The sequence below is a fragment of the Microbacterium sp. GQ128 genome, assembly GCF_059758615.1.
In genome coordinates, this window is sequence record NZ_JCAXDY010000001.1 from 740,599 (window position 1) to 762,118 (window position 21,520).

Below are 21,520 nucleotides of genomic sequence, written 5' to 3' on the forward strand. Positions count from 1 at the left end.
TCAGGCTCCTTCCACGGCGACGGTGCGTCGCTCGATGCGCTTGGGGATGTCCGTGCCCACCTCGACGATGCGGTGCACGAAGACACCGGGAAGATGGATGCTGTCCGGGTCGAGCTCCCCCGGCTCCACGAGCTGTTCGACCTGAGCGATGCAGATGCGTCCGGCCATCGCGGCGAGCGGGTTGAAGTTGCGCGCCGCTTTGTTGAAGACGAGGTTTCCGTGTCGATCGCCTCGGGCGGCGTGCACGAGCGAGAAGTCCGTGGTGATCGCCTCTTCGAGCACGAAGTCCGCAGGGTTGCCGTCGACATCGAAGGAACGGACGTCTTTCACCGGGGAGGCGACGGCGATCGTACCGTCCGCGTTGTAACGGCGGGGCAGCCCGCCTTCTGCGACCTGGGTGCCCACCCCCGTCTGCGTGTAGAAGGCCGCGATCCCCGATCCTCCTGCCCGGAGCTTCTCGGCCAGAGTCCCCTGGGGAGTGAGCTCGAGCTCGAGCTCGCCGCTCAGGAACTGGCGCTCGAACTCCTTGTTCTCCCCCACGTACGACGATGTCATCTTGCGGACGCGCTGCGCCGCGAGCAGGACGCCGAGCCCCCAGTCGTCCACGCCGCAGTTGTTGCTCACGACACTGAGGTCTGTCGTGCCCTGGGCCAGCAGGGCTTCGATGAGCGCGATCGGGTTGCCTGACAGCCCGAACCCGCCGACCGCCAACGAGGCTCCGTCCGGAATGTCGGACACGGCGTGCGCTGCCGAGTCCCATTGCTTGTCGATCACGTCTGCTCCTTCGAATTCGTGCCTCCCTCCAGCATCCGCTCTTCGGCCCTCGGCGCAACGATCAAGTCTTGCGATGTGGTCAGATCCGGAGGTAGCGTCCACGATATGGAATCCACGGCCCGCTCCGTCCCCGGCGCGCAGGCCATCGCTCGCGCGGCTCGCCTGCTCCGATTGGTGACCGCCGCCGGCGCGGAGGGCGCCAACCTCCAGGACCTCGCCCAGGCGGCTGAGCTGTCGCGCTCGACCACTCATCGCCTGCTCAGCGCGCTCAAGTTCGAGGGGCTGGTCGACCGCGACGAGGACAGCACCCGCTGGATGCCCGGCCCCGAGCTGTTCCTGATGGGTTCGGTCGCCGCCGCGCGCTACGACGTGACCGCGCTCGCACGGGACATCGTCCGGTCGCTGGCGGTCAAGACCGAGGAGAGCGCATTCTTCTCCGTGCGTCGGGGCGACGAGACGGTGTGCCTGCTTCGGGAGGAAGGCCCCTTCCCGATCCGCTCCTTCGTCCTGAGCGAGGGGGTGAGGTTCCCCCTCGGTGTCGCGAGTGCGGGGCTCGCGATCCTGGCTTTCCTGCCTGACCATGATGTGGACGCGTATCTGGAGCGGCATCCCGACCTCGAGAGCGCGTGGGGGCCCACGCACCGCCCGCGCGCACTGCGCGCGCGACTGACCGAGACCAAGGAGCGCGGGTACGCCGTCAATCCCGGCCTGATCGTCGAGGGCAGCTGGGGCATCGGCGCCGCTGTCTTCGATCGCTCCGGTCGCCCGGAGTGGGCGTTGAGTCTGACCGGCGTCGAGTTCCGCTTCGGTCCGGATCGCATGGCCGAGCTCGGTCGCACTCTGCTCGCACACGCCCATCAACTCTCTGCACGGATAGCGAACGCGCGACGCTAACCGACACATACATACCGCACGGTATATACTTGTTGGTATGAATCGTTCGGACGTAATCGCGTCGCTGGTGCTTTCCGGCTACGCGCTGGGCCGCATCGCGGCGCAGGATGCCGGCAACGACGCACCCGCCGCGCAATGGCGGGTGCTGAGCCTCCTCGAACAGGAGGGGGCCCGGCGCGTGGGCGAACTGGCCGCCGCTGCGCGCACCACCCAACCCGGCATGACCCGTCTCCTCGGCATGCTGGAGAAGGACGGGCTCGTGCGGCGCTCCCCCGACCCGGACGACTCGCGAGCGACCGTCGTCGACATCACCCCGCAGGGGGCTGCCGCCGTCGCGGCCTGGCGCGCCGAGTTCCGCGAGACCCTCGCGCCCCGGTTCGCCGCGCTGAGCGACGACGACTGGTCCACGCTCACACGCGCGGCCGAGATCCTCGCTGCGCACACCACTACGGAACGAACAGGAGAATCTCGGTGAACACCACCGCCACCCCCTCGGTGTGGAAACAGCCGGCGCAGGTCTGGGCCGTCGCCTTCGCATGCGTCGTCGCCTTCATGGGAATCGGACTCGTCGATCCGATCCTCCCCGCGATCGCGGAGTCGCTTCAGGCCTCGCCGGTGGAGACGGAACTGCTCTTCACCAGCTACCTGCTCGTGACCGGCCTCGCGATGCTGGTGACCAGCTGGATCTCCAGCCGTATCGGCGCCAAGGCCACATTGCTCATCGGCCTCGCACTCATCGTCGTGTTCGCTCTCCTGTGCGCGCTCAGCGGCAGCGTCGATGCCGTCATCGGCTTCCGCGCAGGCTGGGGACTCGGCAACGCGCTGTTCATCTCGACCGCGCTCGCCACGATCGTCGGTGCCGCGTCCGGTGGGAGCAGCGCCGCGATCATCCTGTACGAAGCAGCGCTCGGCCTCGGCATCGCGGTGGGGCCACTGCTCGGCGGCCTCCTCGGCGAGCAGAGCTGGCGCGGCCCCTTCTTCGGTGTCGTCGTGCTGATGGCCGTCGCGTTCGTCGCCGTGCTCGTGCTCCTGCGCGGGCCGGGCGAGAAGCGAGTCCCCGTGCCCTTCTCCGCCCCGTTCACGGCCCTTCGCCGTCCCGCGCTCGCGATCCTCGCGGTCGCCGCCCTGTTCTACAACATCGGGTTCTTCGTGCTGCTGGCCTTCTCGCCGTTCCCGCTGGGTTTCGGCGCCATGGGCATCGGATTCACGTTCTTCGGCTGGGGCGTCGCCCTCGCCGTCACGAGTGTCTGGGTGGCGCCGGTGCTGATGCGCCGCATGCCGCGCACGCGGATCATCCTCGTGGTGCTGCCGCTGCTCGCGCTCGATCTCGTCGCCGCCGGGCTCGTGGTCGAGAGCGCAGCCGCCCTCGTGGTCTGCATCGTCATCGGCGGGCTGTTGCTCGGGGTGATGAACACCGTGCTCACAGAGGCCGTCATGGAGGCGACGGATCTCCCCCGGTCCGTGGCATCGTCCGCGTACTCCGCGGTGCGATTCCTCGGTGGCGCGATGGCGCCTCCCATCGCGGCGCTGCTCTGGCACGCGTTCAACGCGACCGTCCCGTACCTGTTCGCGGCGGCATCCGTCCTCCTCGCGGCACTGACGGTGTTCCTCGGGCGTCGCGTGCTCGCACACATCGACGACGAGCCGGAGGATGCCGCGACCGAGGACGCCGCAGCGATCCTCGTAGGTGACGCCGCCTGAGTCACCGCGTGGGTGCCGGATCGGTCGGAGTGGCCCGGTCCGGCGCCACTCCCCTCCGATATCGTGGGGCGATGAGTGAAGACACGCCCCTTCCCGAGCGCAGCAGAGCCGTGCAACAGCACCTGGAGGCCGCGGGTGTCGACACCTCCATCCGCGTCCTGCCGGACTCGGCTCGCACGGCGGCGGAGGCGGCGGCAGCGATCGGATGCGACGTCGCCGCGATCGCGAACAGCCTCGTGTTCGTCGCAGACGGAGAGCCCGTCCTCGTCATGACCAGCGGCGGCCACCGTGCGGAGCTCGCGGTTCTCAACGCGAGCATCGGCGCACGCGATGTGGCGATGGCACCGGCGGCCGTCGTCCGTTCGGCGACAGGTCAGGCCATCGGCGGGGTCGCCCCGGTCGGGCACCCGGCGCCCCTGCGCACCTTCCTCGACGACGCCCTCCAGGAACATGACGAGCTGTGGGCCGCGGCCGGCCACCCGCACACCGTCATGCCGCTCACGTTCGACCAGCTGCGCCTCCTCACCGAGGGCACGGTCATCGCCGTGGCCTGAGGGTTTCTCCGGACCCGGGCGCGTTCAGCGTGCGCACGGAGCCCCGCGCACGTTGCGGGGCCGACGCCGCGAAGCGAATCCTCTGACGACGTCGACCCCGATGCGTGGATCAGCTCTGCGTCGCGCGGCGCCGGGCGCGCACGGCAGCCAGCGTGGTGAGTGCGACACCGAGAACGAGCGCGGCACCGGCACTCCAGAGCATGACGGCGGGCACATCGCCACCGGTCGTGGCGAGCGACTCGCCGGTCAGCGGGAGCTCCGTCGGCGGCGTCACGTCCGTCGGCGGTGTCACGGGAGTCTCCGGTGTGGGAGGCACGGTCGGCGGGACGACCGGCGGCTTCTCGGTCGCGGTGTTGGTGAGGGCGATCGCGAGCGTCGAGCCCTCGCCGACGGTGACCTGTGCACCGCCATCCGCAGTGACACGTACCCCGGTGCCCGAGAACGCCGGGGTGCCCCAGTCGATGCCGTCGATGGCCGGCGGGGTCAGCTCTTCGAGCGTGACGACGGTGCCGGCGGGGAGGCGCACAGGAGCGGTCGACGCTCCTGTGGTCACGGCGACGGTGTTCTCCACCGCCGGGTCACCGTAGCTGTAGCGGACCGTGTACTCGGTGCCAGCAGGCACGTCCGTCGCTCCGGAGCCGGCGACGGCCTTGGTCAGGGTGAATGCGCCGGTCGCGGTTCCGTCTCCGTCACCGCCACCGGTGACCTGCCAGACCTCGCGGTCCTGCAGGACGATTCCGTTGACGTTGGCGACGTTGCTGAACGAGGTACCGTCGGCCTGCGAGCTCGGGACCGTGAGGTAACTGACGGAGTACGTCCGCGCGGTGTCGATCGCGCCGGGGATCTCCAGGTGGAACGCGGTGCCCGCCTCGTTCCAGGAGCCGGTCCAGTTCGTGATCGTCCGGTAGTCACCGTTGCCGGCGTCCGTGCTCCACACCACGAGCTTGCCGTCTTCGTTGTGGTGTTCGGCGAACCCGCCGCCAGGTGCGGTCAGCACGTCGTCGATGATGATCGACTCTGCTCCCGGGAACTTCGCCCCCGGGAGATCGAGCTGCCACGCGATGTTGCCGTCGTCCGTCTGCCAGGAGACTTTCCGAGGGTCCGTCGGCGGCGACGCCGGGGGCACGATCCCGCCGCCGGGAGTCTCGACGCGGGTGATCTGGCCGTTGACGACGAACTCCAGCGTCGTCTGCGTGGTCTGCTCGTCCGCGCTGGCGAGGAACCACAGCGAGCCGTTGACGTCGGTGCGCCCGTTCACATAGTCCGTGAGCGTGCAGGTCACGACGGGTGCCGCGTCGCTGCTGACGGCGCATTCGGCGACGATCTTGCTCGGGTCCTCGGTGGAGGGCACCGAGAAGGTCAGGCCTGAGCGCGCGAATTGGCTCGGGAGCGTGAACCCGAACGTTTCGCCGCCGAGCGAACCGTCCGGCACCGACCAGTCGGCGTCGACGCGGACCTGGTCGTACTGCGCCAAGGTTTCATCGCCGTCCACGGTGGTGACCGTGATCGATGCCGGATCTATCGCTGCAGGATGGTCATATTCGGCAGCGACCGCTGTTCCGGCTCCCCCGAGCGCCATCGAACCGATGAGTGCCACCGCAGCGGCAGCGACGAATGTGATGGATGTGCGGCGCGCGCGGGCGCGTCGGTCTCTTCTGTACACGGTGTTCCCCAGTTTCTTGTCGAAGCCCCACCGCCTCGGATGCGCTGCTTCACAGCGGCCCATTCGATGACGGCGACGCGGTTGTCCCCGTGTGAGAGACGGCCCTGAAGAGGACCCATTACGCGATATAACGGCATTCTCTGCGAGTCCCCAGAATCGCGGTGTCGGGGCCGGCGCCTGAACGGCGAACGCACCCACATCGACAAGAAAGCAGAAAAGCCCCGGAAACTGGCGAGAGTTTCCGAGGCTGATCCGTGCACCCCCTCGGACTTGAACCGAGAACCCAGTGATTAAGAGAGCTTGGGGCTGGGCCACCAATGCTCCCCGACATCCCCGGATGACCCCGAAAACACCAGCGGGCAAGCGCTCCGCGCCAATCTCCCGAGCTTTGCGCGAGGAACTGGGCGAAATACCTCGCTGGGCGCCCGCACGCAGCCGACCCGAGCGCAGCGCTGTGGCCGGGTCGTGTCCCCGGCAGTATGGGTGACCCGCGCAGGCTGGACTACGACCAGCAGTTCGATGTCGGCTCGGTCATCCGCTACTACTTCAAGCCTGCGCTCAAAGAGCTTGGGCTGGTCGGCGTCCGCTGGCACGATCTCCGCTACTACTACGCCACGGTCATGATCTCCAAGATCGGCAAGGGTGCCCAGTACACGCTCTACGAGGTCAGCCGATGGATGGGCCATGCGAGCTACCAGACGACAGTAGACGTATACGGCCACTTGCAAGACGCCGCCCGAACGTCGCCGTGCTGGACGACATCATGGCTGCGGCTGAGGCGGACTCAGGCGTTATCACTCCGCTCAGAAGACTTGGCTAGCGTCGGGGTGGACGTGGCGGCAACGGATAGCGCCACGTCTGCTCTTCGGCGTCAGCAGCGTTGCGCCACTGCACAGTGATGGTCGAGTCGCGAGTGCCCATGGTCCGCACGGCTCCGAACTGCACCACCTCACCGGACTTGAGTTCGGGGGTGGGCTCCCACTGCCTCCCGAACCGCATCAAAGTTGGATCGGCGTCGAGGCTAACGTCGTAGGCCGTCGCGTCACCGACATTCTCAAGCAAGTACATGTCGCCCTCAAAGTGCCTGAGCACCCAGGCGACCTTCGCAGAGGCAGTCTCGGTCCCGAGAACGTGCAGATCGCCGACATGAATACCGTCCGCAGCTAGCTTGTCGAGCGCGTCCGCGATGCGCGTCATCGTGTCGATGCTCAGCCGACTCGCGGCCTCGGATCGCTCGGATGCGGCTTGGCTCGCAGCATCGGCTCGCTCGGCCCTGTCCGCCTCGCTTCTGGCGAGCTTGAGGTCGCTCTTCTGTCCGCTCCGCGCGATCCAGATGGACGCGATGATACCGCCCAGGGTCACCAACGCGATGATGGCTTGAATCCAGACGTCCGCCATCGAAACTGCGACGACCGCGTCGTCTAGATCCGTGTGCATGTGCTCATACTGCCCTAGCCCGCCGACTCCCGCGCAGCTGAGGCGGACGCCGCGAACGTCACGCCGCTCAGGCGTCCGGGCTAGCGTCCGTCGGGCCGTCGCTCGGTAGCGTTATGCCCATCACGACGGTCTGAGGGTCATCGACGTTATTTGCTCGCAATCCTGGCGTTGACCTCGCTTCGCGCATGTTTGCGAGCGCTGCCCTACGCTGTCGGATGTACTGGGGGTTGATCAACACCGGCCGGGAAGATCCGTAGCTCCGCTGACTGCCGGTCGAGCGGTCGGCTTCAATACTCCTCCTCGCGGCAGGGACCGCCAGGAGAAGCTTGAGCAGCGCCTCCTCGTACGCGAAGAGATCGAATCGCTCGGCGCCATAGAGGATCTCGCCTGAAACCGGCAGGAATGTCCGCATGTTGGCGTGCAGCGGGCCGCTCCCGGGAGCTGGCGAGCTGTTGAGCCAATCGTCTTGGTACATCAAGTGAGCGATGTAAAGGTCGCTTATGGAGTGAACGTTGGCATTCTCAACTGCCCCATCGAATCGTTCGTCGATGTGTTCAACCGGGTCGCGTACCGCGCTGATAGCGAGCAGGACAGAGTCGTCGGAAACGTCGAGCAGGCTCCGAAGCCGGTCGCCCCTCGCGTTCGAGTTTGCTTGCGATTGTTTCTGGGTCAATGGCCGCCGTGGATGCACACCTGGCGGCTTCAGCAGGCGCGACATCACTATCCCAGCCGTCAGCGCACCCTGCAAGTCTGCCCAGACCTCCAGAGGATCGTGGACGGAACTCCAAACGTCGAGATCGGGCGGATTACCTTCCCGCGCCCAGATGCGCTGCAGATGAATGAGAGCGATCTGGGCCTGCGAGGCGCAAGCCGTCACCAACGAGTGTTCCCCCTCGACCCGGTCCCCCGGATTGATCGACGTCAACGGTATGAGATATCTGGACGGACTCACACCTTCACGTTCTGACATTGCGTTCCGTTCCCAGCTATGGTCGCCGGGCGAGGGCGCCAGAACTGAACCACTGGACCAGCGAGACCGCCAGAAGTACCGCAGCCTCCGCCTCGGCCTGGGTCGGCTTCCGGTATCCATTGCCCCCGTGGCGGCCCTCCTGATCAACCCAGAGCGCATCCGCCATCTGAACAGCCACGTTGCTTTGCGTCGGGCCGAACGCAATCGCCCAGTCCTTCTGAGCCTTCATATCGCGCACCATCGATCCCAGAGTGGCCTTCTGATTCTTGGGTGAGACCTTGTCCCAGCCCGCTTCCTCGACGGCTTTGATCGCCTTCTCGTAGGCCTCCTCGGGGTCAGGCGATCTACCGAATGCGGCATGCCAGGCCTCCGCCAGTAGCGCACCCGCGTCCCCCGAGTGGGCGATCGTCTCCTCCGCAGCGAGAGCGACGCCATCCGGCACTCGCTTCTCGAGCGAAGCGAATCCATCCCGAGCGCCCACGCGCCACTCAGACCCGGCAGCCGCCAGATACCCTTCGAGCTTTGCGAGAAGTTCCCGTGCCCCTTGACGTTCTTTCTCCACCTTGAATACGAGGAAGTCCACGAAGTCAAGAAACTCGTCTTCTCCCATCTGCTGGAGCAGGTACGAAGCTCCCCCGTTGCGAAAGACGGTCATCAGCGAAGTAGAACGCCTGACCGCCGTCTCATACTCAGCTAACCAACGCAGATTTGGCACACGCCCGGTGCCATATGGAGCTTCCCGCCCGTCGTAGGCGACTGCCTCGACCCAGTTCAAGAGAAACTGCTTCAGCCACGAGGGGACCCCTGGGTGCAGCGCCTCCAGTTCGGCCAGGTCTGCGCCACGTCGTCTCCAGTTCACGTCATCATCATGGCTCATCCGTGACACGCCACACCCGAGACACGCACGCTGTTCTCGCGCTGTTCGGCGTTTCCGGCGACTGGCGCAGACAGAGAAAAAGCCCCGGAGATGGCGAGATCTCTGAGGCTTAATCCGTGCACCCCCTCGGACTTGAACCGAGAACCCACTGATTAAGAGTCAGTTGCTCTGCCGATTGAGCTAGAGGTGCGTGGCCCGGGATAACCCCGACCGAGGAATTACATTACCAGCCGACCGGCCCCATGCGAAATCGAGCCGGGCCCGGGCGCGCCGGTCCCCGTCGCACTCGGAAACATGGCCGTTCGGCCCTCAGCGCCCGTTCTTCCGCCGACTATCCTGGGAGCGTGACCGCCTCCCCTCACGCCGATGACCTGCGCAGCGATCTCCTCCTCGCTCTCCGCCTCGCCGACGCCGCCGACGCCCAGTCGCTCCCGCGGTTCGACGCCGCCGACCTCGAGGTCTCGACCAAGGCCGACAAGTCGCATGTGACCGACGCCGACCTCGCCACGGAGCGTGCGATCCGCGCCATCCTCGAGACCGAGCGGCCCGACGACGGAATCTTCGGCGAGGAGTTCGGCGCGCAGGGCGGGACGCACCGGCAGTGGATCGTCGACCCCATCGACGGCACGGCGAACTTCCTCCGCGGCGTTCCGCTGTGGGGCACGATGATCGCTCTCGCTATCGATGGTGTCCCCCAGGTCGGTGTCGTCAGCATGCCGGCACTCGGCCGACGCTGGTGGGCAGCCGACGGCCAAGGCTCCTGGACGGCCGCCGACGGCGAGCCCCGCCGGCTCCAGGTCTCCGCCGTGTCATCACTCGACGATGCCAGCGTGAGCTTCCAGAGCATCGCACAGTGGTCCGACGCGAGACGACTCGACACTCTCCTCAGGGTCGCGGCGCGCGTCTGGCGCGACCGAGCATATGGCGATGTGTACTCCTACATGCTTCTCGCCGAGGGGCGCATCGATATGGTCGCCGAGTTCGACGTCAAGGAGTACGACATCGCCGCAGCGGTGCCGATCGTCCGGGAGGCCGGAGGACGCATGACGGCTATCGACGGCGCCGAGACGATATCGGCGCGCTCGACACTCGCCACCAACGGCACCCTTCACGAAGAGTTCCTGAACCTCTTGCACGACTGACCCGGATCACGAGACGCACCATGACCCCCCGCAACATGTCCGCCGCTGCCGGCGTCCTGTTGCTTCTGGCGGCACTGACGGCGTGCGGAGCGCCTGCGGAGCCGCCGGCCACGCCCACACCCACGGCAGAGGCCGTCGCCCCCAGCCCCGTTGCGACGCCCGAACCCGCGAGCTCGAGCGCGCCGGAGCGTCCCGCGGAGCTCACGTGCGAATCCATGATCTCGGAGGGAACGGTCTCCGCGTTCACCGATATGGGATGGACGGCACAGCCGAAGGAGTTCGTCGTCGGGGGCGAGGCGTTGACCGACGGGCTGCTGTGCTTCTGGGCCGACTACAGCGTCGCGTCCGACCACGGGCAGCTCTATGGTTGGTCGGCCCTGAGCACGGAGGATGCCGCACAGGCTCAGGCCGGTCTCCTCGCCGAGGGCTGGAAACGGGAAGACGGCTCCGACGGCGTCTACTTCACAGAGGATCCGCGATACGCGATGGGACTCGATGAAGACGGTTACGGGATGACTTATCTGTTCGGAGACGGATGGGTCCGGTTCGCGGACACGCGTCAAGGCTTGATCCTCATCGAGTGGACCGGCTGAGCTCCACTCGAGCGCGCGACGTCGCTACGGCGCTGCCCTCCCCATCGAGCTCTCGAGGACGGGCCGGAACCCCCGGGCGACCGGTGGCGTCCACAGCAGGACGACGATGAGGGCAGCGACCACGGCGGTGACGGCTGCTCCCCAGTCCCACCGCTCTCCGAAGACGAGGACGACCGCACTGAGCGCGATCACGACCCCGAGGAAGATGGTGAGCAGCAGCCGCGAGAGCCCACTTCCCCGGCGGACACCGGCGGCGACCGCGAACACCAGCAGGCCGAACAGCGCGATGGCCGCGCCCGCGAGCGAGAACGCGGAGGCGCTCACGTCCGGATCGTAGCGTCCGAGGAAGACCACGATGCCGAAGCCCGTCGCGAAGATCCCGAACACGTAGGAGAGCACCGCGACCGTCGTCGTGATGACCGTCGCCAGCCCACGATCGGCGCCGACGCCCGGCTCGGCCGCCGGTGCAGGCACCGTTGTCGGCTCCTCCCTCAGGACGAGCCGGCGATGCACGATGCGCACCAGCTCGATCGCAGCGACCATCACGATCGTGATCCCGGTGAGCGCGATCGCGACGTCTTCCCCCGGATCGACGAGGACGAAGAACCGTCGTGCGAGGGGAAGCGAGAACACGGCGATGAGCAGGACGAACATCGCTCCCACGACGAGCACCTTGAAGCGGTTGAGGGGGCGGGCGAGGACAGCCAGCACCCAGATGCCGACGACGGCGAGGATGACGGTCGCTCCGGTGCGCAGCTGCTCCTCATCTGCCCCGAGCCCGCGCGCGACGAAGGTGAACCACGTGAGGCCGAGCGCCACGACGATCCCCGAGGGGATGGCGAAGCTCAACGATCGCCGGAGGAACCCGGGCACATAGCGCGCCGCGTTGGGCATGAGCGCGAGGAAGAACGCCGGGATGCCGATCGTGAGGCCGTCGGTGATGGAGAGCTGACGCGGGAGGAACGGGAACTCGAGCACGAACACCCCGAAGATGATCGCGAGCAGCGTGGCGTACACGGTCTTGTTCAGGAAGAGCATCGAGACGCGTTCGATGTTCGCGATGACCTGGCGCCCTTCCGCGACGACATCGGGCAGGTGCGAGAACTGACCGTCGAGCAGCACCAGCCGCGCCACGGCCTTCGTGGCGGGCGACCCCGAGTTCATCGCGATGCCGATGTCGGCGGCTTTGATCGCGAGAGCATCGTTGACACCGTCTCCGGTCATCGCCACGGTGTGTCCGCGGCTCTGCAAGGCCGAGACCATGCGCTTCTTCTGCTCGGGCGAGACGCGTCCGAACACCATGTGCGCGTCGAGCACGTCTGCGAGTTCGACATCGTCGTCGGGAAGGCGACGTGCATCGAACCCCTCGTCGACGTCCAATCCCACCTCGCGCGCGATCGCCGCCACAGTGCGCGGGTTGTCGCCCGAGATGATCCGGATGCCCACGTCCTGCCGCGCGAAGTACTCGAGCGTCTGTGCGGCGTCGGGGCGGACCTGCTCGCGGAAGGTCAGGACGATGGAAGCGGCCACGCCGTCCGGAAGCCGCTCGGAATCGACATCCGCCTCGGACAGCGCCGTTTCCGCGTGACCGAGGACCAGCGTGCGACGTCCGGTCTCTGCGAGGGCGGTGACAGTGCGCCCGAGCTCGGTCCCGTTCGAGGTCGCGGCATCGCCGAACACCATCTCCGGTGCACCCATCACCCAGGTCCCTGCAACCTCCTCGAAGGAAACCGCGCTCCACTTGCGCGCGGAGGAGAACGGGATGTACTCCGCGACCGTGAGCGGAGACCCGGCCGGATATGCCGATCGCATCGATCGCGCCGTGGCATTCGCATCCGGAGACGCGGCATACCAGCCCAGCGCCGCTGCTGCAGCCTCCGCACGCTCCGATGTGAGGCCGGCGAGTCCGTGAGCTTCGTCGAACCCGATCTCCCCCACCGTGAGCGTGCCCGTCTTGTCGAGGCAGACGACATCGACCCGGGCGAGTCCTTCGACCGCGGGGAGTTCATTCACGAGAACCTGCCTGCGCGCCAGTTTCGATGCGCCGACGGCGAATGCGATGCTCGTCATGAGCACCAGCCCGAGCGGGATCATGGCTGTCAGTGCGGCGATGGTGTTCACGACGGCCTGCACCCAGGCGCCGCTGGAGAAGACGGTGGCGTACCCGCCGGTGACGATGATCTGCGCGTTCAGGACGAGCAGCCCCACCGGTCCGATCACCCAGCTCACCCACTTCAGGACCCGGTTGACCGACGAACGGAGCTCGCTGGAGACGAGCGAGAAGCGCTTCGCTTCACCCGCGAAGTGGTTGGCATAAGAGTCGGCGCCCACGCGGGTCGCCTGCGCGGTGCCCTCGCCCGCGACGACCACCGCGCCCGAAAGCGCCTCGTCGCCCGGCTGTTTCTCCACCGGGTCCGACTCGCCGGTCAGCATCGACTCATCGATCTGCAGCCCACGCGCCGTCAAGATCCGAGCGTCGGCGGGCACCTGCTCACCGGCGCGGAAGACGAGCACCTCATCGAGCACCACCTCGGTGGGGGCGATCTCCTCCTCGGCACCGTCCCTGAGCACCAGCGCACGCGGTGCGTTCATCAGCGCGAGGCGATCGAGGGCCGACTTCGCTCGGAACTCCTGAACACAGCCGATGATCGCGTTTGCGAAGGCCGCAAGCCCGAAGAGCGCATCCTGCCAACGCCCGACCAGGAAGAGGACGAAGAAGCACGCGAAGACGATGCCGTTGAAGAGCGTGAACACGTTCGCGCGCACGATGCTCCACGCGCTTCGGCTCGTGTCCGCCACGAAGGCGTTCGTCCTCCCGGACGCGACGCGCTCGGCGACCTCGGCTCGGGTGAGACCGGTCGAGTCGGTTTCGGGGGTCGATTCCACAGACCTCAATATAGGTCCCCGTCGAAACCAGCGGAGTACACCCGTCCCCGCACACGAAGAAGCCCCGTGACCTCCTTGAAAGGAGAGCACGGGGCTTCTTCTGTGACAACGGCTTGGTGGAGCTGGGGGGAATCGAACCCCCGTCCAACGCTGAGTCTCCACGCCTTCTCCGGGCGCAGTCTGTGAAGACGTTCTACTCGGCTCCGACCTTTGTCACAGACACCTAAGTCGACGAGCCCAGCCTGGGAAGAGTCCCACGTGACGTCCAGACGCCATCACGCAGCAAGATTCCTAAATGACGCCAGGATCCGTATCGGAATCACATACGGCCTGACGGACTATCGGGCTCGCTTATGCAGCGAGGGCGAAGTCGTTGCGCTTGGTTTCGGCAACTATTTTTTTGCAGAGAGCGTTAACGAGATAACTCTGCATCCTCGGCCCGCTTCTCGTGGATTCACAGGCGCTGTCGAAACCGATCAGCCCCGTGGTCCTTCTCTCGAAGGAGCCGCTGTCACACTGTGGAATTACCATCTCGAGCGACGAACACCCGAGCATCACAGACTACAACGTTCCCCGGCTCTCCGCCATTCCGTGGAGGTCGGAACTGCTGGCGTAGAGTCGGCCCATGAGCGAAGTCACCGTCACCGTCCGCGGCGAGCACGAGGCGCGTATCGCCCCCGAGCGCGCCACCATCCGTGTGAGCGTGCGGGCGGAGGGTTCCGAGCGAACGACCGTCGTCGAACACGTGATGCGGCTGGCCGAGCCCGTGCGCGGCAGCATCACCGAGCGGGCAGACGCGGGCAGCATCGTCGACTGGACCAGCAAGCGACTCTCCGTGCGAGCCGAGCGCCCGTGGAACAACGACGGCAAGCGCCTCGCACCCGTCTATTACGCGAGCATCGACTTCACCGCGACGTTCGCCGAAGCATCCGAGCTCTCGATCTGGGTGTCCGACATCTCTCCGTGGGACGGCGTCGATGTGGGGTGGGTGGATTGGCACCTCACCCCCGTGACGCGAACTCAGGTCGAGCGGGAGGTGGCCTCCGAGGCCGTCAGCGTCGCCGTGACCCGCGCCAAAGCCTATGCGGGCGCTCTCGGCCTCGACGAGGTCACGCCGCTCGAGATCGCCGACGTCGGCCTCATCTCGAGCGGGCAGCCGATGCCGGGTGCCCCCATGATGAAGGCCCGCGGAGGGGTCGCATTCGCCGCCGACGCAGCACCGGCCATGGAATACGAGCCGGAGGAGATCGTCATCTCCGCGACGGTCGAAGCGCGCTTCCTCGCCCGCTGAGCCCGGGTCAGCTGCCGACAGTGAAGGGGGCGAGTTCTGCCGCGAGGCGTTCGGACACCCGTGCGTGCACAGCCGTGCCGGCCTCCTGATGCTCCACCCCGAGGAGCATCCCCGTCTCATGGATGGCCGCCACGAGGTCGCCGCGATCGTAGGGGATCACCGCGTGAACCTCGATCGCCGGCTTCGGGAGGGCTTCCTCGATGACGGCCCGCAGTTCTCCGATGCCCTCGCCGGACCGTGACGACACGAAGTGCGCATCCGGTTGCAGACCGCGGAGCACCAGTCGCTCGTCGTCGTCGATCAGGTCGGCCTTGTTGAAGACGACGATTTCCGGGAGGTCCCGCACGCCGACATCGCCCAGCACATCGCGCACCGTCTGCAGTTGACCGGCCGGGTCGGGGTGCGACGCATCGACGACGTGCAGCACGACGTCTGCCTCTCCGACCTCCTCCAGCGTCGACCGAAAGGCCTCGACGAGCTGATGTGGGAGGTTGCGGACGAAACCGACGGTGTCGGTCAGCGTGTAGACGCGGCCGTCTTCGGTCTCCGAACGGCGTACGGTCGCATCCAGGGTCGCGAACAGTGCGTTCTCGACCAGGACGCCGGCGCTGGTGAGCGCGTTGAGCAGACTCGACTTGCCCGCGTTGGTGTAGCCCGCGATCGCCACCGACGGGATCGTGTTGCGCTTGCGCTCGGCACGCTTCGCCTCGCGAGCCGGCCCGAAGTCGCGGATCTGCCGGCGCAGGAGAGCCATCTTGGTGCGGATCCGTCGCCGGTCGAGCTCGATCTTGGTCTCACCGGGGCCGCGGGAACCCATGCCCGCACCGCCGGCACCGACCTGACCACCGGCCTGGCGGCTCATGGAGTCACCCCAGCCGCGAAGACGAGGGAGCAGATACTCGAGCTGAGCGAGTTCGACCTGGGCCTTGCCTTCGCGGCTCTTCGCATGCTGGCTGAAGATGTCGAGGATCACGGTCGTGCGGTCGATGACCTTCACTTTGACGACATCCTCGAGCGCGCGTCGTTGGCTCGGTGCGAGTTCTGTGTCGGCGATGACGGTGTCGGCCCCGACCGCGGCGACGATGTCCTTGAGCTCCTGAGCCTTGCCACGCCCGAGATACGTGGCCGCATCGGGGTGCGGGCGGCGCTGCAGGACACCGTCGAGGACGACAGCACCCGCGGTCTCCGCCAACGCGGCGAGCTCGCGCAACGAATTCTCGGCATCCTCCTGAGCACCCTGCGGGTACACGCCGACGAGCACGACGTTCTCCAGGCGCAGCTGGCGGTACTCGACCTCGGTGACGTCTTCGAGCTCGGTCGAGAGTCCGCCCACGCGACGGAGCGCGTGACGGTCTTCGAGGTCCCATTGCGCCCCGTCCGTGCTGGCGTGCGCGGCGGTCGACTCGTCCTGCAGCGCCTGTGCTGCTCCGAACACGTGGAGGTCCGAGCGCTTCTCTGCGTTCGCGAGCACGCGATCGACGGTGTTGTCGCCGTTGGAGGGTGTCGTGGTATCCGTCATCCGTTCCTTGTCTCTGGGGTTTTGTAGCGAGCCTTAACCTTAGCCCGCGCTGTCCGGTACGCTCACCGTATGGGGTCTGACCACTACTTCACTGCGGCCCCGGCAAGCCCCGAGAATCTGCGCAGGATCCGTGTATCGCTCGCAGGCCGAGAGCTGGAAGTCACCACCGCGGGTGGCGTCTTCAGCCCGGATCGGCTGGATGCCGGCACTGCAGTGCTCCTCGCCAACATGCCCCCGGTTCCGCCGGGAGGCAACCTTCTCGACCTCGGCAGCGGTTGGGGCCCCGTCAGCATCTCGATGGCCCTCGCCGCACCGCATGCGACGATCTGGGCCGTCGATGTGAACGAGCGTGCCCTCGATCTGGTTCGGCGCAATGCCGCCTCCCTCGGGCTCACCAATATCAACGCATCTCTGCCCGACGATGTTCCCGAGCACATCACGTTCCGCACGATCCGCTCGAACCCGCCCATCCGCGTCGGCAAGAACGAGCTGCACGGCCTGCTTGAACGGTGGATACCGAGGCTCGACGAGCGCAGCGATGCCTGGCTCGTGGTCCAGCGCAATCTCGGTGCCGATTCGCTGCAGCGCTGGATCGGCTCGACCTTCCACCCCGGCTACAGCGTCTTCCGCACTGCCACCGGCAAGGGCTACCGCATCCTCAAGGTACGCAAGCATGGGACACCGCCGACCGAGCCGATCGCGCTATCCGGACTCTGACCGCTTCGTCGGCGGGTCGCTACTGCCGTCGGCCGCGTCAAGCTCCCGTCAGAGCAGGTCGATCTCTCCGCTGTAGACGAGTTGCGCCGGACCCGACAGGGCGACGTGCTCTCCGTCTTCTGCCGGGAACATGCGCACTCCGAGAGTTCCGCCTGGCACCTCGACCTGCCAGTTGTTCGGCGCATTCTCCCCCGCCCAGTACCGCACGGCGAGTGCGGTGGCGGCCACACCGGTGCCACAGCTCAGGGTCTCGCCGACGCCACGCTCGAACACACGCATGCGGACGTGCCCGACTCCGTCGCGCACCAACGGCTCGCCCGGAACGACGAACTCGACGTTGGCGCCAGCAGGCAGAACGGGGTCGAGGTCCGGCGTGCGATGCAACTCGAGCGACGCGAGTTCGTGTTCGGACGCGATCGCCACGATCACGTGAGGGTTGCCGACGTTGATTCCGAGACCAGGGCGGGTGACCGGCAGTCCGTCGACGCGCACCAGCGGATCGTCTCCGGAGAGCTTCCACAGGCCGAGGTCGACCTGATATCCCGCGGCGCCACGGGTCACGTCGCGCACACCGGCTCGGGTACCGATCGGCAACGTCGATCCCGGTTCGATGGTCGCGAGTCCTGCACGCACGAGGTAGTGCGCGAACACCCGGATGCCGTTGCCGCACATCTCTGCGATCGAGCCGTCGGCGTTGCGGTAGTCCATGAACCACTCGGCCGCGGGCTCCTCCGCGAGCGCAGCCGCGCCGTCGGGGATGGCCGCAGAGCGGACGACCCGAAGGATGCCATCGGCGCCGATTCCGAAGTGGCGATCGCACAGCACGGCGACCTGCTCGACCGTCAGATCGAGCGCCCCGTCGGGGTCAGCGATGATGATGAAGTCGTTGCCCGTGCCGTGACCCTTGGTGAATGCGACCATCCCCCCAGTCTAGAGAGCGAGACTACTGGTCGGAGACGAGGCGCTTGCCCGTGTTCAATACAGTGAAGCGCTCGTAGCCGAGCGAGTCGTAGAAGCCGAGAACACCCTCATTTCCCTCCCTGACCATGAGCTGCACCTTCGGGCATCCCATCGCCTCAAGCACACGCTCGGCCTCCCCCACGAGTGCCCGCGCGATTCCGAGGCCACGGTGCGAACTTGCCGTGGCGAGATAGTACAGCCAACCGCGATGACCGTCATATCCGGCCATCACCGATCCGACCACTTCAGCGTCCTGCGTCGTGGCGACGAGGAAGCCGTCCGGCTGCACCGCGAGCTTGCGTTCGATGTCGAGGTGCGGATCGTTCCACGGCCGCGTGAGTCCTGCTTCTTCCCAGAGCACGACGACAGCCTCCGTGTCAGCCTCCTCGAAAGCACGAACCGTCCACTCGACGGCCGTGTCTTCCCGCGGCTCGGCCGACCCGCTCACCCCGTAGCTCCCGTCGAGACGACGGCGTAGCGTCCACAGAGGAAATTCCGGTTGCGTGCGACCTCCAGGAGCTCCAGATCGAGCCTGCGCGGGAGCAGCGGCGCGCCGGACCCCAGCGTCACGGGCGCATACTGCACCCAGATTTCATCCAGCAGTCCTGCGTCGGCGAACTGCCCAGCGAGGTCTCCCCCACCGACGATCCAGATGTCCTTGCCGTTGGCAGCCTCGAGCATCTCGGCGTGCACCCTCTGCACGTCGTCGTGTGTCAGCCGCACATCGGCACCACCAGGGAGCGGGATCTCACGGTGCGTGAACACCCAGGTGGGCTGGGTATAGCCCCATCGCCCTTCTTCGTGCTTCATCACCCATTCGTACGTGGACGACCCCATCGCCAGCGCGCCGATGTTCTTCTCGAAAGCGTTGTAGCCCATCGGGCCATCGGGATCGACGTCTTGCGTCAGCAGCCAGTCGAGCGAGTGCTCGTCCGTCGCGATGAAGCCGTCGAGGCTGGAGGCAGTGAAGAAGTGGGTGGTCATGCACCCAGCCTCGCAGTCCTCACCGACATCGCGGAAGTTCGGTCAGTCCGAGGCGGTTCCGGTGCGAAGCAGCGCCTCCGCATCGGCGGGTGCGGACCACCACTCCAGCTCCGGATACCGCTTGAACCACGACACCTGCCGCCGCGCGTAACGGCGGGTGAGTGCCTGTGTCTGTGCGATGGCGTCGGCTTCGGTGAGGGCGCCGTCGAGCTGTCCCAGCGCCTGGGCGTAGCCGATGGCCCGCGGAGCCGTGATACCGCGTTCGAGGCCCTGCGCGCGCAGATCGGCGACCTCCGCGACGAGACCTGCCTCCCACATCCGCTCTACACGGGCATCGAGGCGCACCACCAGGTCCTGCCGTTCGACGTGCAGGCCGATCACGCGTGTCCGAGGATGCCACAGGACGGGGCGTTCGGGGAGCGCGGCGCCGTGCGTGCTGCTTCCCTGCTCGAGAACCTCGAGCGCTCTGATGACGCGCCGGCTGTTGCGCGGGTCGACCTTCGTCGCAGCCGCAGGGTCTTGGGCGCGGAGACGTTCGAGCAGGCCCTCGAGACCCTCGGATTCCAACTCGCGCGAGAGACGTTCCCGGATCGCGGCGTCGCGGGGCGGGAAGTGGAACTCGTAAACGACGCTCGACACGTACAGACCGGAGCCTCCGACGAGGATCGCGTCGCCGCCTCGCCGATGGATCGCGTCGATCGCCTCTCGAGCCACCGGCTGATACCACGCGACTGCGGCCTCCTCGTAGACCTCGCGCACGTCGAAGAGATGGTGCGGGATTCCGCGTCGCTCAGCCAGGGGCAGCTTCGCGGTGCCGATGTCCATCCCGCGATACAGCTGCATCGCGTCGGCGTTCACCACCTCGGCCGGATTGCCGCGAGCACGGAGCGCTTCCGCCAGGTCGAGCGCGAGGTCGCTCTTCCCTGTCCCGGTTGCTCCGACGATCGCCCAGAGGCGCGGTGCGCTCACACCCCGACGCGAAGTGTGGGCAGGCCGAGCGACACGGCACGAGGGCCGCCATCCGACGCCGGCGTCGGAACCGCACACGACTCCGCCTGCGAGCGATCCCATGCGTCGCCCCCGCGCGTCCGACGGATCTGCAACGGTGCTCCGGTCGAGTCATCCGCGAGCAGGTGGAAGGGGGCCGCACGCGTGACGGTCACGGTCACGATGTCACCGGGGCGCGGCAGGTCTGAGCCGGCCGTGACCTCGAAGTGGACCAGGCGATTGTCTTCGGCGCGGCCGGTGAGGCGGTGCGTCTCGGCGTCCTTCTTACCTTCGCCGGTCGAGACGAGCACCTCGACCTGGCGCCCGACCTGCTTCTGGTTCTCTTCCATGGAGATTCGCTCCTGGAGTGCGATCAGGCGGTTGTACCGTTCCTGGACGACCTCCTTGGGCACCTGGTCCTCCATCGTCGCGGCGGGAGTGCCCTCTCGGATCGAGTACTGGAAGGTGAATGCCGACGCGAAGCGGGACTGTTCGACGACGCGCATCGTGTCTTCGAAGTCCTCATCCGTCTCACCAGGGAAACCGACGATGATATCGGTCGTGATCGAGGCGTTCGGGATGCGCGCGCGAACACGATCGAGAATCCCGAGGAAGCGCTCGCTGCGGTACGACCGTCGCATCGCTTTGAGGATTCGATCGCTGCCGGACTGCAGCGGCATGTGCAGTTGCGGCATCACACTCGGAGTCTCAGCCATGGCGTCGATCACGTCGTCGGTGAACGCAGCGGGGTGAGGGCTCGTGAAGCGGATGCGCTCGAGCCCCTCGATCTCGCCGGCCGCACGCAGCAGCTTTCCGAAAGCCTGCCGGTCGCCGAATTCCACACCGTAGGAATTCACGTTCTGCCCGAGAAGCGTGACCTCGATGGCGCCGTCTTCGACCAGAAGCCGGATCTCGTTCAGGATGTCACCGGGCCGCCGATCCTTCTCCTTGCCACGCAGGCTCGGGACGATGCAGAACGTGCACGTGTTGTTGCAGCCGACCGAGATCGACACCCATCCGCTATGCGCCGAATCGCGCTTCGTCGGAAGAGTCGACGGGAAGACCTCGAGCGACTCGAGGATCTCCAGCTCTGCATCGCCGTTGTGACGCGCGCGCTCCAGCAGCCCGGGCAGCGACCCCATGTTGTGCGTGCCGAACACGACGTCGACCCAGGGCGCCTTGTCGAGGACCGCCTGCTTGTCCATCTGGGCAAGGCAGCCGCCGACCGCGATCTGCATTCCCTCCTTGCGACGCTTGACGGAGGCGAGATGCCCGAGCGTGCCGTAGAGCTTTCCTGCGGCATTGTCGCGAACTGCGCACGTGTTGATGATCACGACGTCCGCTTCGGCCCCGTCCAGAGCGCGGACGTAACCGGCGCTCTCCAGCGAGCCGGACAGCCGTTCGGAGTCGTGCACGTTCATCTGGCACCCGAAAGTGCGCACCTCGTACGAGCGCTGGCGGCCGTCTTCGTCGACGGCTGCCGACGAAGCGCTGATGATCGTCGGTTCACTGCGCGGAATAGTCATGATCGACCCATTCTACGAGCCGTGCGGGTGCGGTTGCTGCGTCGC

20 protein-coding genes, 1 tRNA gene and 1 other RNA gene are annotated in these 21,520 nt (G+C 66.8%); 8 read left to right on the forward strand and 14 right to left on the reverse strand.

The window, feature by feature from the left end:
* Positions 1-774, reverse strand: coding sequence for a CoA transferase subunit A (locus AC6CHX_RS03615; RefSeq protein ID WP_498271654.1), 774 nt, complete (start codon positions 772-774; stop codon positions 1-3).
* Between the two features lie 105 nt (positions 775-879).
* Between AC6CHX_RS03615 and AC6CHX_RS03620 the strand changes: the two genes are divergently transcribed.
* From AC6CHX_RS03620 to AC6CHX_RS03635, 4 genes are all read left to right on the forward strand, one after another.
* Positions 880-1,668 (forward strand): IclR family transcriptional regulator, encoded by a 789-nt coding sequence (locus AC6CHX_RS03620; RefSeq protein ID WP_498271655.1) that lies wholly within the window; start codon positions 880-882, stop codon positions 1,666-1,668.
* 37 nt (positions 1,669-1,705) lie between these two features.
* Complete coding sequence (locus tag AC6CHX_RS03625) at positions 1,706-2,143, forward strand: MarR family winged helix-turn-helix transcriptional regulator (RefSeq protein WP_376105304.1); 438 nt, start codon at positions 1,706-1,708, stop codon at positions 2,141-2,143.
* Complete coding sequence (locus tag AC6CHX_RS03630) at positions 2,140-3,369, forward strand: MFS transporter (RefSeq protein WP_498271656.1); 1,230 nt, start codon at positions 2,140-2,142, stop codon at positions 3,367-3,369. The genes AC6CHX_RS03625 and AC6CHX_RS03630 overlap by 4 nt, the downstream gene beginning before the upstream one ends.
* Positions 3,370-3,440: 71 nt before the next feature.
* On the forward strand, positions 3,441-3,923 hold the full coding sequence (locus AC6CHX_RS03635; protein ID WP_498271657.1) for a YbaK/EbsC family protein: 483 nt from the start codon (positions 3,441-3,443) through the stop codon (positions 3,921-3,923).
* 109 nt (positions 3,924-4,032) lie between these two features.
* Here the strand turns inward: AC6CHX_RS03635 and AC6CHX_RS03640 are convergent, their stop codons facing one another.
* The 5 genes from AC6CHX_RS03640 to AC6CHX_RS03660 all read right to left on the reverse strand — a co-directional run bounded on the left by AC6CHX_RS03640 (position 4,033) and on the right by AC6CHX_RS03660 (position 9,060).
* The gene (locus AC6CHX_RS03640) at positions 4,033-5,586 is read right to left on the reverse strand and encodes an Ig-like domain-containing protein (protein ID WP_498271658.1); all 1,554 of its coding nucleotides are present in this window, start codon (positions 5,584-5,586) and stop codon (positions 4,033-4,035) included.
* Positions 5,587-6,402: 816 nt separating this feature from the next.
* The gene (locus AC6CHX_RS03645; protein WP_498271659.1) at positions 6,403-7,023 is read right to left on the reverse strand and encodes a hypothetical protein; all 621 of its coding nucleotides are present in this window, start codon (positions 7,021-7,023) and stop codon (positions 6,403-6,405) included.
* A 67-nt stretch (positions 7,024-7,090) separates the two neighbouring features.
* A complete protein-coding gene (locus AC6CHX_RS03650) occupies positions 7,091-7,993 on the reverse strand; it encodes a hypothetical protein (protein ID WP_498271660.1) in 903 nt (300 codons plus the stop codon).
* Between the two features lie 16 nt (positions 7,994-8,009).
* On the reverse strand, positions 8,010-8,870 hold the full coding sequence (locus AC6CHX_RS03655; RefSeq protein WP_498271661.1) for a hypothetical protein: 861 nt from the start codon (positions 8,868-8,870) through the stop codon (positions 8,010-8,012).
* Between the two features lie 117 nt (positions 8,871-8,987).
* Positions 8,988-9,060: transfer RNA gene (locus tag AC6CHX_RS03660), tRNA-Lys, on the reverse strand.
* A 154-nt stretch (positions 9,061-9,214) separates the two neighbouring features.
* On the opposite strand from AC6CHX_RS03660, the gene AC6CHX_RS03665 reads away from it, so the two are divergent.
* Together AC6CHX_RS03665 and AC6CHX_RS03670 are read left to right on the forward strand one after the other, a co-directional pair.
* Positions 9,215-10,012: an inositol monophosphatase family protein gene (locus tag AC6CHX_RS03665; RefSeq protein WP_498271662.1), complete on the forward strand. Its 798-nt coding sequence runs from the start codon at positions 9,215-9,217 to the stop codon at positions 10,010-10,012.
* A gap of 20 nt (positions 10,013-10,032) precedes the next feature.
* On the forward strand, positions 10,033-10,605 hold the full coding sequence (locus tag AC6CHX_RS03670) for a hypothetical protein (RefSeq protein ID WP_498271663.1): 573 nt from the start codon (positions 10,033-10,035) through the stop codon (positions 10,603-10,605).
* A gap of 24 nt (positions 10,606-10,629) precedes the next feature.
* On the opposite strand, the gene AC6CHX_RS03675 is transcribed toward AC6CHX_RS03670, so the two are convergent.
* Together AC6CHX_RS03675 and ssrA are read right to left on the reverse strand one after the other, a co-directional pair.
* On the reverse strand, positions 10,630-13,491 hold the full coding sequence (locus AC6CHX_RS03675; RefSeq protein WP_498271664.1) for an HAD-IC family P-type ATPase: 2,862 nt from the start codon (positions 13,489-13,491) through the stop codon (positions 10,630-10,632).
* Between the two features lie 114 nt (positions 13,492-13,605).
* Positions 13,606-13,975: a transfer-messenger RNA gene (ssrA, locus tag AC6CHX_RS03680) on the reverse strand.
* A 141-nt stretch (positions 13,976-14,116) separates the two neighbouring features.
* On the opposite strand from ssrA, the gene AC6CHX_RS03685 reads away from it, so the two are divergent.
* Positions 14,117-14,782 carry an SIMPL domain-containing protein gene (locus tag AC6CHX_RS03685; RefSeq protein ID WP_498271665.1) on the forward strand — a complete coding sequence of 222 codons (666 nt, stop codon included), beginning with the start codon at positions 14,117-14,119 and terminating at the stop codon, positions 14,780-14,782.
* Positions 14,783-14,789: 7 nt separating this feature from the next.
* On the opposite strand, the gene hflX is transcribed toward AC6CHX_RS03685, so the two are convergent.
* Complete coding sequence (gene hflX / locus AC6CHX_RS03690) at positions 14,790-16,301, reverse strand: GTPase HflX (protein WP_498271666.1); 1,512 nt, start codon at positions 16,299-16,301, stop codon at positions 14,790-14,792.
* A gap of 69 nt (positions 16,302-16,370) precedes the next feature.
* Between hflX and AC6CHX_RS03695 the strand changes: the two genes are divergently transcribed.
* A complete protein-coding gene (locus AC6CHX_RS03695; protein ID WP_136043730.1) occupies positions 16,371-17,018 on the forward strand; it encodes a class I SAM-dependent methyltransferase in 648 nt (215 codons plus the stop codon).
* A 48-nt stretch (positions 17,019-17,066) separates the two neighbouring features.
* Here the strand turns inward: AC6CHX_RS03695 and dapF are convergent, their stop codons facing one another.
* Genes dapF through miaB form a run of 5 tightly spaced genes read right to left on the reverse strand, consistent with a single transcriptional unit; the run spans position 17,067 to position 21,475 of the window.
* Positions 17,067-17,939, reverse strand: coding sequence for a diaminopimelate epimerase (gene dapF / locus AC6CHX_RS03700; RefSeq protein ID WP_376105276.1), 873 nt, complete (start codon positions 17,937-17,939; stop codon positions 17,067-17,069).
* Between the two features lie 22 nt (positions 17,940-17,961).
* The gene (locus tag AC6CHX_RS03705; protein WP_498271667.1) at positions 17,962-18,426 is read right to left on the reverse strand and encodes a GNAT family acetyltransferase; all 465 of its coding nucleotides are present in this window, start codon (positions 18,424-18,426) and stop codon (positions 17,962-17,964) included.
* Positions 18,423-18,962: a dihydrofolate reductase family protein gene (locus tag AC6CHX_RS03710; RefSeq protein WP_498271668.1), complete on the reverse strand. Its 540-nt coding sequence runs from the start codon at positions 18,960-18,962 to the stop codon at positions 18,423-18,425. Before AC6CHX_RS03710 ends, AC6CHX_RS03705 begins: the two co-directional genes overlap by 4 nt.
* A 42-nt stretch (positions 18,963-19,004) precedes the next feature.
* Complete coding sequence (gene miaA / locus AC6CHX_RS03715; protein ID WP_498271669.1) at positions 19,005-19,931, reverse strand: tRNA (adenosine(37)-N6)-dimethylallyltransferase MiaA; 927 nt, start codon at positions 19,929-19,931, stop codon at positions 19,005-19,007.
* A complete protein-coding gene (gene miaB / locus AC6CHX_RS03720) occupies positions 19,928-21,475 on the reverse strand; it encodes a tRNA (N6-isopentenyl adenosine(37)-C2)-methylthiotransferase MiaB (RefSeq protein ID WP_498271670.1) in 1,548 nt (515 codons plus the stop codon). The genes miaA and miaB overlap by 4 nt, the downstream gene beginning before the upstream one ends.
* Positions 21,476-21,520 lie beyond the last annotated feature (45 nt).